This window comes from Novosphingobium sp. GW835-FHT14H07, from assembly GCF_058793515.1.
On sequence record NZ_JBXAFX010000013.1, the window covers coordinates 63,931 to 78,386 of the forward strand.

Consider the following 14,456-nt stretch of genomic DNA (forward strand, 5'->3'; position numbering starts at 1 on the left):
CCTATTCCACGATCACACCGTAGAGGTCGTGGGCGTCGGCATCCTCGACCAGCACCTGCGCAAAATCGCCCGCCTTGAGCGTGGCTGGCACGTTGCGCAGATAGACCGCACCGTCGATCTCGGGCGCATCGGCCTGTGATCGTGCGGTCGCGCCGATGTCGCCATCTTCGTCAGGCTCGCCCACTTCATCGACGATAACCTTGATCGTCCTGCCGATCTTGGCTGCCAGCTTGGCAGCGCTGATGCGCTCGGTGGTTTCCATAAGCCGCCGATAGCGCTCTTCCTTGATCTCCTCGGGCACCGGGTTCGGCAGGTCGTTCGCAGCCGCACCGGCCACCGGCTCAAACCGGAAGCCGCCCACGCGATCAAGCTGCGCTTCTTCCAGCCACTCCAGCAGGTACTCGAAGTCGGCTTCGGTCTCGCCGGGGAAGCCGACGACGAAGCTCGAGCGGATGGCGATTTCCGGGCAGATTTCCCGCCAAGCCTTGATGCGGTCGAGCACCTTGGCCTCGTTGGCCGGACGCTTCATGCTGCGCAGCACGTTGGGGCTGGCGTGCTGGAACGGGATGTCGAGATAGGGCGTCACCAGCCCTTCCGCCATCAGCGGGATCACCGCATCGACGTGGGGGTAGGGATAGACGTAGTGCAGCCGCACCCACGGCGTTTCGCCTTCCGGCGTGCGCAGCTTGCCCAGTTCACGGGCGAGGTCGGTCATGTGCGTGCGAACCGGCTCGCCCTTCCACATGCGCTCTTCATGCCGCACGTCCACGCCATAGGCCGAGGTGTCCTGGCTGATCACCAGCAGTTCTTTGGTGCCCGCTGCCACCAGCTTTTCGGCCTCGCGCAGCACCGCGTCGATGCGGCGGCTGGCGAGCTTTCCGCGCAAGCTTGGAATGATGCAGAACGCGCAGGCATGGTTGCAGCCCTCGGAAATCTTGAGATAGCCATAGTGGCGCGGCGTCAGTTTCACGTCGCCTGGTTCGGCCTGCGGGATAAGGTCGATGTACGGGCCCATGCTCGGCGGGGCGGCTTCGTGCACCGCTTCGACTACCGCCTCGTACTGGTGCGCACCCGTCACCGCCAGCACCTGCGGAAACTTGGCGCGGATCACGTCGGCCTCGTTGCCCATGCATCCGGTCACGATCACCCGGCCGTTCTCGGCAATGGCCTCGCCGATTGCGGAAAGGCTCTCTTCCTTGGCGGAATCGAGGAAGCCGCAGGTGTTGACCAGCACCACGTCCGCGCCCGCATAATCGGCGCTCATCGCATAGCCGTCGGCGCGCAGGCGCGTGAGAATGCGCTCGGAATCGACCAGCGCCTTGGGACAGCCAAGGCTGACCATGCCGACCTTGGGGGCTTCGGGAATTTCGAGAGGGGGAATCTGGCTTGCCATCGTGGCGCGGCCCATAGGCTAAAAAGCACGCCACGTCACCATTGCCCCGCTTGGCGTTGCCATCCGCGTTTGTCAGGCGTAGCAGTTGGTCGCAACGGGGGCTTGGCAAAGAAGGAAAAGATGGGCCCGGTCAACTGGATAGCCGTCGTTGTTGCAACGCTTTTTGCGCTTGGTGCGTCAGCCCTTTGGTATGGCCCGCTGTTCGGCCGTGCCCGGCTGGAGGAGGTTGGCCCCGGCAAGCTCGGCATCCGCCGCTCGCCTGCCCGTACCGCCGCGATCACCGCTGCCCTGCTGTTCATTTCCGCCAGCATGATGGGCCACATGTTCGCCCGCGTCGGAGCGGCTACGCTCGACCTGAAGTGGTGGCTCTACTTCATGATGTCAGGCGGCCTCGCCATCGCCTTCGTCGTTCCATCGCTGTGGATCAGCTACAGCCAACAGCGCATCAGCACCCGGCTGGCCCTGATTGACGGCGGATTCTGGCTCGCCGCCTATCTCTCGATGGGCCTCGCGTTCATGCTCATGGGGCAATAGCAGGGGTAGGCGCGATCTCGACGATCTCGTCACCTTCCTCAAGCCGATCGGCGGCGGCTTCCCAGAAGCCGATTGCCGTTCCGCGCCGATAGATCCTCAATCCCCGCCCGCCGCTGACCAGTGCCGCCAGCGGACGACCGACTTCCTCGGGCCTCACCTTGCGCTCCACGAGCTGCACCCGGCCTTCGACCGAGGCGAGATCGGTCAGGTATTCGGCGACGTGCTTGCCATGGGCGGACCCGGCCATCAGCAGCCCGGTAAAGCGCACCGGGTTGATGACCGTGCTGGCGCCAGCCTGCCGGGCCAGGTCCTCGTTGTCGGCCGCGCGCACCACGGTGCTGATCGGCACGCCGGGCGCCAGATGCCGCGCGGTAAGGGTGATGAGGATCGAGGTATCGTCACGCCCGGCTGAAACCAGGATGGCGCAGGCCCGGTCGATCCGCACGTCGACCAGCGTTGCATCGCGCGTGGCATCGCCAGCCATGACATTGCAACCGATGTTGGCCGCGGCCGCCAGCGCGCTTTCCGAGGGATCGATCACCACGATGCAGCCCGGATCGGTGCCCCGCGCGACCAGTTCGGCCACGGCTTCTGCCCCCGAAACGCCAAAGCCCAGCACCACGATATGGTCGGTCAGGTTCTTCTGGATCTGCGCCATGCGAAACCGCTCCCAGGTGCGCTTAATGATGAAATTGTAGGCCGTGCCCACGAAGATGAAGATCACCGCCACCCGGATCGGCGTGACGATGACCGCCTCGATCAACCGCGAACGATCGCTCACGGGGGCGATGTCGCCAAAGCCGGTCGTCGTGATCGAGATCATCGTGAAATAGACCACGTCGAGGAAACTGATAGACCCGTCATGGCTGTCCTTCAGCCCCGACCGGTCGATCCAGTGGACCGCCACCACGATAGCCACCAAGGCGAATGCGGCGCCCAGCCGCAGCCCGAGGTCCGCCCAGACCGAAACCTTCAGCGTTCGCCGCAGCACGTTCACCGGTTTGCGCTTTCCCGGGCGGAGAAGGTGGAGGTCCATGGGCGTTACAACCGCGGCGGCAGGTAGAGTTCCGGATCGCGCGGCACGTTGTTGCGGCGCAGCTCGAAATGGACCGTCGGCCGCTGTGCCTCGCCGCTCTGCCCGACCAGCGCGATGCGCTCGCCCTTGGTCACCGTCTGCCCTTCCTTCACCGTCATCATGCCGAGATAGGCATAGGCGGTGACGAAGCCGCCGCCGTGATCGATCAGGATCAGCTGCCCGAAGCGTTCGGGTTCCTTGCCGGCGTAAAGCACGATGCCTGCCGCCGCCGCTCGCACCTTCTGTCCGGGGTGGGCAATCAGGTCTATTCCGTTCGAGGGAATGCCTGCCACCTTTTCGCGGAAATGACTGACAACGGCGCCTTCCGTGGGCCAGCCGATCTTCGGCGCGTCGGATTCACGCGGGGCCAATGGCGCGCGAGGGGGCGGGGCGGGGCGCAACGTGGGGGCAGGGCGGGGCACGGCCTTCGGGGTTTGACCGGCTGGAGCCTGCGCCGGAATTGCAGGTGCCGGCCTGGCTGATGGCTTCGGCGTGCTTTTCGGATCTGGTCGCTTCAGCACCTGTCCGATGCGGATGACGTAAGGACTGGGAATGCCGTTCGCCTCGCCCAGCGCTGCCATGTCCACGCCCCAGCGCCGCGCGATGTCCGAGAAGGTATCGCCCGCCTGCACGGTATAGGTCCAGGCCACGATCGGCGGTCGCGCGCCTTGCGCAACAGCCGGTGCCGCTGCCAGCAGTGCCAGGCCTGCCGCCAGCGCGCGGATCACGCCAGCGGCACGAGGCGGGTCAGTCCGCCCATGTAGGGGTGCAGCACTTCTGGCACGTCCACCGATCCGTCCTCCCGCTGGTAGTTTTCCAAGACTGCCACCAGCGTACGGCCCACGGCAAGGCCCGAACCATTGAGAGTATGAACGAACTCGGTGCCTTTCGCGCCTTCCGGGCGATAGCGCGCGTTCATGCGCCGCGCCTGGAAGTCACCGCAGTTGGAACACGAGGAGATCTCGCGATAGGCTCCCTGGCCCGGCAACCACACTTCGAGGTCATAGGTCTTCCGGGCGGTGAAGCCCATGTCCCCGGTGCACAGCAGCACCTTGCGATAGGGCAGGCCCAGCGCCTGCAGCACGCCCTCGGCACAGCCGGTCATCCGCTCATGCTCCGCTTCCGAATCTTCGGGCCGCGTGATCGAGACCAGCTCAACCTTTTCGAACTGGTGCTGGCGGATGAACCCGCGCGTATCGCGCCCCGCCGCGCCCGCCTCCGAACGGAAGCAGGGCGTCAGCGCAGTCATGCGCAGCGGAAGCTGCCCTTCGCTCAGGATCTCCCCTTGCACCGCATTGGTCAGGCTGACCTCGGCGGTGGGGATCATCCAGCGACCGTCGGTCGTCTTGAACAGGTCTTCCGAGAACTTGGGCAATTGCCCCGTGCCGAAAACTGCCTCGTCCTTGACCAGCAGCGGCGGAATGCACTCCAGATAGCCGTTCTCGCCGGTCTGGCGATCAAGCATGAACTGCGCCAGCGCCCGGTGCAGCCGCGCCATCCCGCCCTTGAGGAAGGTGAACCGTGCCCCCGAGATCAGCGCGCCAGTCTCGAAATCAAGGCCGAGCGCCGGGCCAAGGTCGGCGTGTTCCTTCGGCGGAAAACTGAACTCGCGCGGCGTGCCCCAGCGCAGCAATTCGGCATTCTCGCTCTCGTCGGCGCCTTCCGGCACATCGGATGCAGGGGCATTGGGATAGGCGGCGAGCGCGGCATTCTGCTGCGCCGTCAGCGTCCGCTCTTCCTCTTCCAGCGCAGGCAGTTCAACCTTGAGCGCGGCAACCTCGACCTTTAGCGCTTCGGCCGTATCCTTGTCGCCCTTGCCCATGGCTGCGCCGATGGCTTTCGACGCTTCATTGCGGCGGGCCTGAACCTCCTGCATCCGCGTCGCGATCTCGCGACGGCGCGCATCGAGCGCGAGGATGGATTGCGCCGCAGGCTCCACGCCCCGGCGGGCGAGGGCGGCGTCGAAAGCGGCGGGGTTTTCGCGGATCAGGCGGATATCGTGCATGGCGCAGCGCTATGCCGCCTCGCGCCCCCCGGCGCAACCCGCCCTCAGCGCTCTTACGTGCGGGGGCAGGTATTCATGCCAAGCAGCGAATAGAGCGGGCACGTGCGCAGCAGCCCCGTCAGCAAAGGAACCAACCCGATCCAGCCCAGCGGCGTCTGCGGCCCGACAAAGACGAGCGCGATGAGCACGAGACCGAGCACGATGCGAAGCACACGATCGATCCCGCCAACATTGGTCTTGAACATGGGTCTGGTCCTCCTTGTGAACCAGCCCATGATGGCGCCTTATATTAGGCTTTCCTTGATTTCGCGCAAACGCCGCTCATTCATCGCGTTCGCCCTCGCTCGGCTCTTCGCTCGAACGTGATTGTCGGGTCGCGTCCTGTGCCTGGTCCTTGCGGACGCCCTCGCTCGGTTCCTGCGATGAGATCGCCTGCATCTTGCGATCTTCCTCGGGATAGTCCTCCGGCGTCACGTTCGAATTGATCTTGGTGGTCGCGTGGACTTCGCTGTTGAGGCTCGCGTTGTCGCTCTTGGGCTCGAGCGGTGGCGTGCGTTCATCCTTGTTTTGCATGGAAATTTTCTCCGTTTGGGGAGAATGACCAATCCACCGGAGCATTGCGCGGTTCCGCCAGATACAGAAAAGCCCGCGATCTCTCGCGGGCCGTTTCTGGTGGGCGCGACAGGGATTGAACCTGTGACCCCACCCGTGTGAAGGGTGTGCTCTACCGCTGAGCTACGCGCCCGTCAGAGCATGGCCGGTGTTCGACCGCTTGACAGGGGCGGGCCTCTACGACGCTCCGCTTCGATTGACAAGTGGGGCAATCAAGATATTTGCGCGCTCCATGAGCGACGAAACCAACCAGCCCGAAACCACCGGCAGCGACGTGCCGCCGGATCACCTCGCGATCAACCCGCGCAGCCCCTATTTCGATGCGGACAAGCTGCGTCGCGGCGTCGGCATTCGCTTCAAGGGCGTGGTGCGCAACAACGTCGAGGAATACTGCATTTCCGAAGGCTGGGTGCGCGTGCAGGCGGGCAAGACCATGGACCGCAAGGGCAACCCGCTGACGATCAAGCTAAACGGCCCGGTGGAAGCCTGGTACGAAGACCTTGGGCCAGACGCGCCCGTCGCGAAGGTTTGAGACCCCAACGGCATCCTTCGACAAGCTCAGGATGAGCGGGCTACTTTGACTGGATGAGCGCGTTTTTGCAAAAGAACCGCTCGTCCTGAGCCTGTCGAAGGACGCCCGCACCACTACCGCGGTAGCAACCGCCCGCGTTCGCGCGTCACCAGCGCGGTCAGCCAGTCCTTGAACGCCCGCACGCGCGCCAGGTTGTGCGTGTCCTTGTGCGTCACCAGCCAGAACGATCGCGTCACGCGGGCGGCGGGCAGCACCGGCACCAGCCACTTGTCCGAATCGCCAATGAAGCACGGCAGCACGCCGATGCCCGCCCCCGCCGCGATCATGCGGTGCTGCGCGATGATCGAGGACGAGCGCAAGTTGGCGGTCAGGTCCGGCTCGATCTCGGCCAGGTAGCGCAGCTCCGGTGCATAGAGCAGGTCGGGAATGTAGCCGACCAGCCGGTGCCCCTGCGCCAGCTCGGCGGGCTTTTCAGGCAGCCCCTTTTGTGAAAGATACCCCCGCGTGGCATAGAGCCGCAGGCTGTAGTCCGACAGCTTGCCCGCGATCACCGGCCCTGCGCGCGGGCGTGACAGCGTGACGGCAAGGTCCGCTTCGCGCTTGGACGGGCTGAGAAATCCGGACGAGGCGACGAGATCCACCATCAGTCGCGGATTAGCCTCGACAAAGCCGCGCAGGGCAGGAGCGACAATCCAGCTGCCAAACCCTTCGGACAGGCTCACCCGCAGGGTTCCGGCAACGCCCCCGCCACTGGCGGCGTGTTCGGCGATGCGACTGGCGGCCTGGTCCATCGCCTCGACCTCGGCCAGCATAGCCTCGCCCGCCTCGGTCAGGACCTGCCCCTCGCGCGTCTGCTCGAACAGCGTGGCGCCGACTCGCGTTTCCAGCCGCCGCAATCGCCGCCCGATCGTGGTGGCGTCCACCCCCATGTTTGCCGCCGCCCGCGCGAGCTGTCCGGCACGCGCTACCGCGAGAAAGGCCTGAAAGTCGTTCCAGTCGCTGGACTGCATCCGGTCACCTGCAAATTTGCAGGTAGACCTCGCATAATCGCTTGTTGCCTGCAATCAGTCATCGGCGCATCACGCCAGCAAGTTTTGATGAAAGAGGATTCCTGATGCGTCTCGTAGACCACTTCATCGTCGGCGGCCCCGGCGGCGCGCCCGCCCGCAAGAGCCCGATCTTCGATCCGAACAACGGCGGCGTGCAGGCCGAAGTCGCGCTCGGCACCGCCGAAACGCTCGAGCGCGCTGTTCAGGCCGCCCTGAAGGCGCAGCCCGCCTGGGCCGCCACCAACCCGCAGCGCCGCGCCCGCGTGATGTTCCGCTTCAAGGAACTGGTCGAGGCGAACATGGACAGCCTCGCCCACATGCTCTCCTCCGAGCACGGCAAGGTCATCGCCGACTCGAAGGGCGATATCCAGCGCGGTCTCGAAGTGGTCGAATTCGCCTGCGGCATCCCGCACGTTCTCAAGGGCGAATATACGCAAGGTGCCGGGCCCGGCATCGACGTCTATTCGATGCGCCAGCCGATCGGCATCGGCGCAGGCATCACCCCGTTCAACTTCCCCGGCATGATCCCGCTGTGGATGTCGGCCATCGCCATTGCCACGGGCAACGCCTTCATCATCAAGCCTTCAGAGCGTGACCCCTCGGTTCCGGTTCGCCTTGCCGAACTGTTCATCGAAGCGGGCCTGCCCGAAGGCATCTGCCAGGTCGTCCATGGCGACAAGGAAATGGTCGACGCGATCCTCGATCACCCGGCCATCGGCGCGGTCAGCTTCGTCGGCTCGTCGGACATCGCCCACTACGTCTACAACCGTGGCGTCGCCGCTGGTAAGCGCGTGCAGGCCATGGGTGGTGCCAAGAACCACGGCATCGTCATGCCCGACGCCGACCTCGATCAGGTCGTCAACGACCTGTGCGGCGCGGCCTTCGGTTCGGCTGGCGAGCGCTGCATGGCGCTGCCCGTCGTGGTGCCGGTGGGCGAGGAAACCGCCAACAAGCTCCGCGCCAAGCTGATCCCCGCGATCGAGGCCCTGCGCGTCGGCGTCTCGACCGATCCCGAAGCGCACTACGGTCCTGTCGTGACCCAGGCGCACAAGGAAAAGGTCGAAGGCTGGATCGGCAAGTGCATCGAGGAAGGTGGCGAACTGGTCGTCGACGGCCGCGGCTTCACGCTGCAGGGTCATGAGGAAGGCTTCTTCGTCGGCCCGACGCTGATCGACCATGTCACGCCCGACATGGACAGCTACCACAACGAGATCTTCGGCCCCGTCCTGCAGATCGTCCGAGCCAAGGACTTCGAGGAAGCGCTCGCGCTGCCTTCGAAGCACCAGTACGGCAACGGCGTCGCCATATTTACCCGCAACGGCCACGCGGCGCGCGAATTTGCCGCCCGTGTCAACGTCGGCATGGTCGGCATCAACGTGCCGATCCCGGTGCCGGTTGCCTACCACACCTTCGGCGGCTGGAAGCGTTCGGCCTTTGGCGACACCAACCAGCACGGCATGGAAGGCGTGAAGTTCTGGACCAAGGTCAAGACCATCACCCAGCGCTGGCCGGATGGCTCGCCCGATGGTGGAAACGCCTTCGTCATTCCGACGATGGGCTGAGGCGGAAAGGCCCGCTCATGGAAAGGATCGCTCCGGTGCGCGTTGGTTATGCCATCAACCACACCGGAGCATTCCCGATGAAGCAATCCGCTCTTCTTCTCCTTGCCGCACCGTTGGCGCTTGCCGCCTGCTCGGACCCATCGCCCGAGCCGGGCGCGTCGGCCACGCCCAGCCTCGCGCCCACAGTCAGCGAGAGCGAGGCCATGGTTCCACCGGTTTCGCCCGCGGCATCGGCACCGGCAGCGGACGGCGTCTTCCCGGTCGCAATGCGCGGCAAGTGGGGCGTCAACGCGGCGGATTGCAACCCTGCGCGCGGTGACGACAAAGGGGCGATCACTGTCGGCGAGAGGTCGGTCAAATTCTATGAATCCGTTGGAGAGATCGCTTCGGTAAAGGATGTCGATCGCAATACCTTGCGCGCGGTGTTCGATTACGAGGGCGAAGGCATGAAGTGGCAGCGCGATGCCAGCTACAAGCTGGAGGACGGCGGCAAGACGCTGGTCTTGACCGAGTTCGGCGATGACGCTCCGCAAGGCCCGCGTCGCCACAGCCGTTGCAAGTGAGGAGAGCCGTGATGAAGCCTGCTATCATTGCCATCGCTGCTCTGGCCGGTCTTTCGGCCTGCACGCAAGGCACGCCGCCACGGGGGGACCTTCCCGCCATGCCCGAAGGCACCTGCAATGCCGACGCAGTCCAGTCGCACATCGGCCACAAGGCCACTGCTGCCAGCGGTGCCGAGCTGATGCGTCTCAGCGGCGCACGCACCCTGCGCTGGGTGCCGCCGCGTTCAGCCGTGACAATGGACTACCGCGCCGACCGGCTGACGGTCTCCTACGACGACAACTACACGATCGTCCGCATTTCCTGCGGATAGGTCTGGACAGCATGGGTGGTGGGCCATATCCGCCGCCCATGACAAATTTAAGGGCGCGGTTAACTCTGCGTGACGGCCAAAAGGGTAAGACGGGAAGAAGATGACCGACCAGTTCTCACTGACCGAAGATCAGATTGCCATCCAGGACATGGCCCGCCGCTTCACTGCCGACGCCATCACGCCGTTCGCCGCGCAATGGGACGAGGACCACACCTTCCCGCGCGAAACCATCAAGGCCGCCGCCGAACTCGGCTTTGCCGCAATCTACGTCAGCGAGGAATCCGGCGGCATCGGCCTTGGCCGCCTTGAAGCTGCGCTGATCATGGAAGCCATGGCTTATGGCTGCCCCGCGACCAGCGCCTTCATCTCGATCCACAACATGGCCGCATGGATGATCGACACCTTCGGCGGTGAAGAGATCAAGGGGCGCTACCTTCCCGATCTTGTCACCATGGACAAGATGGCGAGCTACTGCCTGACCGAGCCCGGTTCGGGATCGGATGCAGCCGCGCTCAAGACCACCGCCCGCCTCGATGGCGACCACTACATTGTCAACGGCACCAAGCAGTTCATCTCGGGCGGCGGCGTCAACGACATCTACGTCACCATGGTGCGCACCGGCGAAGATGGCGCCCGTGGCATCTCCTGCCTCGTCATCGACAAGGACATGGAAGGCGTCAGCTTCGGTGCGCCCGAACGCAAGCTCGGCTGGAATGCCTCGCCGACCGCGCAGGTGATCTTCGACAACGTGCGCGTGCCGGTCGCGAACCGGGTCGGCGCCGAAGGCGATGGCTTCAAGTTTGCGATGGCCGGGCTGGATGGTGGCCGCCTCAACATCGGTGCCTGCTCGCTGGGCGGCGCACAGCGCTGCCTTGATGAGGCAATCGGATACGTCAAGGATCGCAAGCAGTTCGGCAAGGCCATCGCCGAGTTCCAGAACACCCAGTTCGTGCTGGCCGACATGGCGACCGACCTCGAATCCGCCCGCGCGCTGCTCTACATGGCTGCCGCGAAGGTGACCTCCGGCGCACCCGACAAGACGCGCTTCTCGGCCATGGCCAAGAAGCTGGCGACCGACAACGGCTCGTCGATCGTCGACCGCGCGCTGCAGATGTTCGGCGGCTACGGCTACTTGCGCGATTACCCGATCGAGCGGTTCTGGCGAGACCTTCGCGTCCACCGCATCCTCGAAGGCACCAACGAAGTCATGCGCATGATCGTGGGAAGGGACCTGCTGAAGTGACCGACGAAGTTCTTGCCACCCGCAGCGGCGCGGCTGGCGTGCTCTCGCTCAACCGTCCGCGCGCGATCCATGCGCTGACGCTCGACATGGTCCACGCCATGACTGCATCGCTCCTCGATTGGCGCGGTGACGATGGCTTGGCGGTCGTGATGATCGACCATCAGCTTCCCGCCGATGGCGATCCCAAGCTGTCGCGGGGCTTCTGCGCAGGCGGCGATATCGCCTTCCTGCGCAATTCGGCGCTGAACGACGGCGGCACGTCGGGCCGCAAGTTCTTCCATGACGAATACCAGCTCAACCACCTGCTGATGACCTATGGCAAGCCCGTGGTCGCCTTCATGGACGGCATCACCATGGGCGGCGGCGTGGGGATTTCCGGCCCGGCCACGTATCGCGTGGCTACCGAGAACACCAAGCTGGCCATGCCCGAAACCGGTATCGGCCTGTTCCCGGACGTGGGCGGCGGTTGGTTCCTGTCGCGGCTCAAGGGCCGTCTCGGCCAGTACCTTGCGCTGACAGGCGCGCGCCTTGATGGTGCGGAATGCCTCTGGGCAGGACTTGCCACGCATTATCTGCCCTCGGCCAACCTTGCGCAGGCCAAGGCCCGCATCGCGGCAGAGCCCGACAATATCCCGGCCATCCTGCGCGAACTGTCGTCGGTCCCGCCCGAGCCGAAGATCGCTGCTCATGCCGATGATATCGCCCGCCTGTTTGCTTCGGACCGCTACGAGGACATCCTCGCCGCGCTCGAAGCCGACGGTTCGGACTTCGCGGCCGAAACGCTAAAGACGCTGCACACCAAGAGCCCGCAGACCTGCAAGGTCGCCCTGCGCCAGCTCGCCACCAGCCTGACCCTGCCCGACTTCGCCGCCAACATGGCGATGGAATACCGCATCGGTGCCCGCGTGCTGACTTTGCCGGATTTTGCCGAAGGCGTGCGCGCCGTGATCGTCGATAAGGACCACGCCCCGAAGTGGTCGCCTGCCACGGCAGAGGGCGTCACCGACGATCTTCTCGACCAGATTTTCGCGCCGCTGGGCGCTGCTGACGAATGGAAACCGCTATGACTTACGAAACCATCCTCGTCGAACAGAAGGGTGCTGTCACCCTCATCACGCTCAACCGCCCGCAGGCGCTGAACGCGCTCAACTCGCAGGTTCTGGCTGAGCTGATCGAGGCCTTTGCTGCCTACGAGGCCGACGCCTCGCAGCGCTGCGCCGTGCTCACCGGCGCGGGCGAGAAGGCCTTTGCCGCCGGGGCCGACATCAAGGAAATGTCGGAAAAGCCCGCCGCCGATTTCTACAACGAGGACTTCTTTTCGAAGTGGACCAGCCACCTCGTCAAGACCACGCGCAAGCCGTGGATCGCGGCGGTCAACGGCTTCGCGCTCGGCGGCGGTTGCGAACTCGCGATGATGGCCGATTTCATCATTGCTTCGGACAACGCCAGGTTTGGCCAGCCCGAGATCAAGCTCGGCGTGGCCCCCGGCATGGGCGGATCGCAGCGCCTCACCCGCGCCGTGGGCAAGGCCAAGGCGATGGACATGTGCCTGACCGGCCGCATGATGGACGCCGCCGAGGCGGAGCGCTCGGGCCTTGTAACCCGCGTGGTGCCGCTGGCCGACCTGCTCGCCGACGCGCTCAAGACCGCCGAGACCATTGCCGCGATGCCGCCGATGGCCGCCGTCGCCAACAAGGAAATGGTCAACGCCGCGTTCGAGACCACGCTCGACCAGGGCCTGCTGTTCGAACGCCGCGTCTTCCAGATCCTCACCGCCAGCGAGGACAAGGCCGAGGGCATGAAGGCCTTCATCGAAAAGCGCCCCGGCGTATGGAAGGGGCGTTAAGGCCATGAAAATCGCATTCATCGGCCTCGGCAACATGGGCGGCGGCATGGCCGCGAACCTCGTCAAGGCGGGGCATGACGTCCACGCCTTCGACCTTGCCGAACCGGCGCTGACCCGCGCCAGGGAAAACGGCTGCACCACCTACACCTCGGTCAAGGAAGCCGTGCAGGGTGCAGATGCCGTCGTCTCGATGCTGCCCAACGGCGCCATCGTCAAGTCGGTCTACAGCGCCGACGTGATCGGCCACGCGCCGACCTCGGCCCTGCTGCTCGATTGCTCGACCATCGACGTCGCCACTGCCCGCGAAGTTGCCACGGCAGCCGATGCTGCGGGCTATGTCATGGTCGACGCCCCCGTCTCGGGCGGCATCGCGGCTGCCAATGGCGGCACGCTCACCTTCATGGTCGGCGGCAGCGACGAAGCCTTCGCCCGTGCCGAGCCGATCCTCGCCGCCATGGGCAAGGCCGTGATCCATGCCGGTGCCAGCGGCGCAGGGCAGGCGGCCAAGATCTGCAACAATATGCTGCTCGGCGCCTCGATGGTCGCCACGTGCGAAACCTTCGCCATGGCCGAGAAGCTCGGGCTTGATCTCCAGACCTTCTACGATATCTCGTCCAAGGCCTCGGGTCAGTGCTGGTCAATGACCTCGTATTGCCCGGTCCCCGGCGTCGGCCCGCAAAGCCCGGCCGACAACGGCTATCAGGGCGGCTTTGCCACCGCACTGATGCTCAAGGATCTGAAGCTGGCCATGGCCGCTGCCAAGGATGCCGGGGCCGATGTGCCGATGGGCCAGCGCGCCGAAGAGCTCTATTCGGCCTTCGCCGATGCGGGCAACGCCGGCCTCGATTTCTCGGCCATCATCAAGTCGCTCTGATCGAACAAGCTGGCGCCCCCGCGCAGGCGGGGGCCTCGGCATTGTTACGGAACGTCAGCGCGTTTTCGCGGCAATGATCCGCCCGATCGGATCGTTCGCCAGCCCACCCGAAGCTTTGGCCACGGGCCTTGCAACCGCCGTCTTGGGCGCCTCATACCGATAGGACAGCTCGCGCCGTACAGGCGATGTCCTCACCGCCACTTCGGGTTTGATGCCCTTGAGGAAATCCGCCCCGATGGTCGCGCGCGGGGATTCTGTCGCCCTCGCCTTGCTGGCGCTGGAAAGCAGCGTCAGCCGCTCCTTCGTGCCTGCCTTGTCCGGATAGATGAACCCGTTCACCGGCCATGCGGTGGTGCCAAGGTTGCCGATGGGGGCATACCATACGCGCACTTCCGACCAGTCGTTCGCCTCGGATACGTCCACCGCGCGCACGTCGTTCTCGATCTGCCCGCGCCGTCCGTCAATGGGCGACCAGTTGGCATGGCGCAGCAGCACGGTGCGCGAATCGATCACCCGGCTGACGGCGGCAACGTGGCCAAGTTCCATCCGGCCATGAGGTGCAAAGCTCATCACCGCGCCCACTTTTGGCCGGTGACCGCGGGCATAGCGACCCTCGGCCTGATCCCACCACGTCAGCGCATCGCCATAGATCTTGATGCCGCTGACCTCTCGGGCATAGGGCACGCATTGCAGATAGGGCAGGGCTTCGGCCTGATCGTAGTCCCCGGTCCCAGGGCGTGAAGAGTCGCGGAATTCTGCGGCATTTGCACCTGTTCCCAGCAGGACCAGCGCACCGAGCAATCCGAAACGGCAGATCTTTTCCCTCATTCCTGCAGATATCTGCAGGTTAGGTTATG

The 14,456-nt window shown here is 65.0% G+C and carries 17 protein-coding genes and 1 tRNA gene; 9 read left to right on the plus strand and 9 right to left on the minus strand.

The window, feature by feature from the left end:
* Window position 1: 1 nt before the first annotated feature.
* Window positions 2-1,408, minus strand: coding sequence for a 30S ribosomal protein S12 methylthiotransferase RimO (rimO, locus tag AC1Q5P_RS13195; RefSeq protein WP_492519176.1), 1,407 nt, complete (start codon window positions 1,406-1,408; stop codon window positions 2-4).
* 87 nt (window positions 1,409-1,495) lie between these two features.
* Here rimO and AC1Q5P_RS13200 point away from each other — a divergent pair, with 87 nt between their 5' ends.
* Entirely contained in the window at window positions 1,496-1,927 is a 432-nt protein-coding gene (locus tag AC1Q5P_RS13200; protein ID WP_492519177.1) for a DUF1761 domain-containing protein, read from the plus strand.
* Here AC1Q5P_RS13200 and AC1Q5P_RS13205 read toward each other — a convergent pair.
* The 6 genes from AC1Q5P_RS13205 to AC1Q5P_RS13230 form a co-directional block, all read right to left on the minus strand.
* Window positions 1,914-2,963 (minus strand): potassium channel family protein, encoded by a 1,050-nt coding sequence (locus tag AC1Q5P_RS13205; protein ID WP_193827077.1) that lies wholly within the window; start codon window positions 2,961-2,963, stop codon window positions 1,914-1,916. The two genes, AC1Q5P_RS13200 and AC1Q5P_RS13205, sit on opposite strands and share 14 nt — an antisense overlap.
* Window positions 2,964-2,968: 5 nt before the next feature.
* Complete coding sequence (locus AC1Q5P_RS13210; RefSeq protein ID WP_492519178.1) at window positions 2,969-3,730, minus strand: peptidoglycan DD-metalloendopeptidase family protein; 762 nt, start codon at window positions 3,728-3,730, stop codon at window positions 2,969-2,971.
* Entirely contained in the window at window positions 3,727-5,007 is a 1,281-nt protein-coding gene (gene serS, locus AC1Q5P_RS13215) for a serine--tRNA ligase (RefSeq protein WP_039337737.1), read from the minus strand. The genes AC1Q5P_RS13210 and serS overlap by 4 nt, the downstream gene beginning before the upstream one ends.
* 53 nt (window positions 5,008-5,060) lie before the next feature.
* The gene (locus AC1Q5P_RS13220) at window positions 5,061-5,252 is read right to left on the minus strand and encodes a YgaP family membrane protein (RefSeq protein WP_039337736.1); all 192 of its coding nucleotides are present in this window, start codon (window positions 5,250-5,252) and stop codon (window positions 5,061-5,063) included.
* Between the two features lie 76 nt (window positions 5,253-5,328).
* Complete coding sequence (locus AC1Q5P_RS13225) at window positions 5,329-5,580, minus strand: hypothetical protein (protein ID WP_039337735.1); 252 nt, start codon at window positions 5,578-5,580, stop codon at window positions 5,329-5,331.
* Window positions 5,581-5,677: 97 nt separating this feature from the next.
* A tRNA-Val gene (locus tag AC1Q5P_RS13230) sits at window positions 5,678-5,752 on the minus strand.
* A 99-nt stretch (window positions 5,753-5,851) separates the two neighbouring features.
* Here AC1Q5P_RS13230 and AC1Q5P_RS13235 point away from each other — a divergent pair.
* Window positions 5,852-6,151 carry a DUF3297 family protein gene (locus tag AC1Q5P_RS13235; RefSeq protein ID WP_039337734.1) on the plus strand — a complete coding sequence of 100 codons (300 nt, stop codon included), beginning with the start codon at window positions 5,852-5,854 and terminating at the stop codon, window positions 6,149-6,151.
* A gap of 113 nt (window positions 6,152-6,264) precedes the next feature.
* Here the strand turns inward: AC1Q5P_RS13235 and AC1Q5P_RS13240 are convergent, their stop codons facing one another.
* Window positions 6,265-7,161 (minus strand): LysR family transcriptional regulator, encoded by an 897-nt coding sequence (locus AC1Q5P_RS13240; protein ID WP_039337733.1) that lies wholly within the window; start codon window positions 7,159-7,161, stop codon window positions 6,265-6,267.
* Between the two features lie 104 nt (window positions 7,162-7,265).
* Between AC1Q5P_RS13240 and AC1Q5P_RS13245 the strand changes: the two genes are divergently transcribed.
* The 7 genes from AC1Q5P_RS13245 (at window position 7,266) to mmsB (ending at window position 13,599) form a co-directional block, all read left to right on the plus strand.
* Window positions 7,266-8,762 (plus strand): CoA-acylating methylmalonate-semialdehyde dehydrogenase, encoded by a 1,497-nt coding sequence (locus AC1Q5P_RS13245; RefSeq protein WP_039337732.1) that lies wholly within the window; start codon window positions 7,266-7,268, stop codon window positions 8,760-8,762.
* A gap of 17 nt (window positions 8,763-8,779) precedes the next feature.
* On the plus strand, window positions 8,780-9,325 hold the full coding sequence (locus AC1Q5P_RS13250; RefSeq protein ID WP_062346944.1) for a hypothetical protein: 546 nt from the start codon (window positions 8,780-8,782) through the stop codon (window positions 9,323-9,325).
* 11 nt (window positions 9,326-9,336) lie between these two features.
* The gene (locus AC1Q5P_RS13255; protein ID WP_492519179.1) at window positions 9,337-9,636 is read left to right on the plus strand and encodes an I78 family peptidase inhibitor; all 300 of its coding nucleotides are present in this window, start codon (window positions 9,337-9,339) and stop codon (window positions 9,634-9,636) included.
* Window positions 9,637-9,736: 100 nt separating this feature from the next.
* Window positions 9,737-10,879, plus strand: a complete 1,143-nt coding sequence (locus AC1Q5P_RS13260; protein ID WP_193827076.1) for an acyl-CoA dehydrogenase family protein — start codon at window positions 9,737-9,739, stop codon at window positions 10,877-10,879.
* Window positions 10,876-11,946 (plus strand): enoyl-CoA hydratase/isomerase family protein, encoded by a 1,071-nt coding sequence (locus AC1Q5P_RS13265; protein ID WP_039337728.1) that lies wholly within the window; start codon window positions 10,876-10,878, stop codon window positions 11,944-11,946. Before AC1Q5P_RS13260 ends, AC1Q5P_RS13265 begins: the two co-directional genes overlap by 4 nt.
* Window positions 11,943-12,725, plus strand: a complete 783-nt coding sequence (locus AC1Q5P_RS13270) for an enoyl-CoA hydratase-related protein (protein WP_062346950.1) — start codon at window positions 11,943-11,945, stop codon at window positions 12,723-12,725. The genes AC1Q5P_RS13265 and AC1Q5P_RS13270 overlap by 4 nt, the downstream gene beginning before the upstream one ends.
* Window positions 12,726-12,729: 4 nt before the next feature.
* Complete coding sequence (gene mmsB, locus AC1Q5P_RS13275) at window positions 12,730-13,599, plus strand: 3-hydroxyisobutyrate dehydrogenase (RefSeq protein ID WP_492519180.1); 870 nt, start codon at window positions 12,730-12,732, stop codon at window positions 13,597-13,599.
* A gap of 54 nt (window positions 13,600-13,653) precedes the next feature.
* On the opposite strand, the gene AC1Q5P_RS13280 is transcribed toward mmsB, so the two are convergent.
* Complete coding sequence (locus AC1Q5P_RS13280) at window positions 13,654-14,427, minus strand: CHAP domain-containing protein (RefSeq protein ID WP_492519181.1); 774 nt, start codon at window positions 14,425-14,427, stop codon at window positions 13,654-13,656.
* Between the last annotated feature and the right edge of the window lie 29 nt (window positions 14,428-14,456).

Coding starts and splice junctions, on each gene's coding strand:
- rimO (WP_492519176.1), bottom strand. CDS start 1,408: ATGGGCCGCGCCACGATGGCAAGCCAGATTCCCCCTCTCGAAATTCCC.
- AC1Q5P_RS13205 (WP_193827077.1), bottom strand. CDS start 2,963: ATGGACCTCCACCTTCTCCGCCCGGGAAAGCGCAAACCGGTGAACGTG.
- serS (WP_039337737.1), bottom strand. CDS start 5,007: ATGCACGATATCCGCCTGATCCGCGAAAACCCCGCCGCTTTCGACGCC.
- AC1Q5P_RS13220 (WP_039337736.1), bottom strand. CDS start 5,252: ATGTTCAAGACCAATGTTGGCGGGATCGATCGTGTGCTTCGCATCGTG.
- AC1Q5P_RS13225 (WP_039337735.1), bottom strand. CDS start 5,580: ATGCAAAACAAGGATGAACGCACGCCACCGCTCGAGCCCAAGAGCGAC.
- AC1Q5P_RS13235 (WP_039337734.1), top strand. CDS start 5,852: ATGAGCGACGAAACCAACCAGCCCGAAACCACCGGCAGCGACGTGCCG.
- AC1Q5P_RS13240 (WP_039337733.1), bottom strand. CDS start 7,161: ATGCAGTCCAGCGACTGGAACGACTTTCAGGCCTTTCTCGCGGTAGCG.
- AC1Q5P_RS13245 (WP_039337732.1), top strand. CDS start 7,266: ATGCGTCTCGTAGACCACTTCATCGTCGGCGGCCCCGGCGGCGCGCCC.
- AC1Q5P_RS13250 (WP_062346944.1), top strand. CDS start 8,780: ATGGAAAGGATCGCTCCGGTGCGCGTTGGTTATGCCATCAACCACACC.
- AC1Q5P_RS13255 (WP_492519179.1), top strand. CDS start 9,337: ATGAAGCCTGCTATCATTGCCATCGCTGCTCTGGCCGGTCTTTCGGCC.
- AC1Q5P_RS13260 (WP_193827076.1), top strand. CDS start 9,737: ATGACCGACCAGTTCTCACTGACCGAAGATCAGATTGCCATCCAGGAC.
- AC1Q5P_RS13270 (WP_062346950.1), top strand. CDS start 11,943: ATGACTTACGAAACCATCCTCGTCGAACAGAAGGGTGCTGTCACCCTC.
- mmsB (WP_492519180.1), top strand. CDS start 12,730: ATGAAAATCGCATTCATCGGCCTCGGCAACATGGGCGGCGGCATGGCC.
- AC1Q5P_RS13280 (WP_492519181.1), bottom strand. CDS start 14,427: ATGAGGGAAAAGATCTGCCGTTTCGGATTGCTCGGTGCGCTGGTCCTG.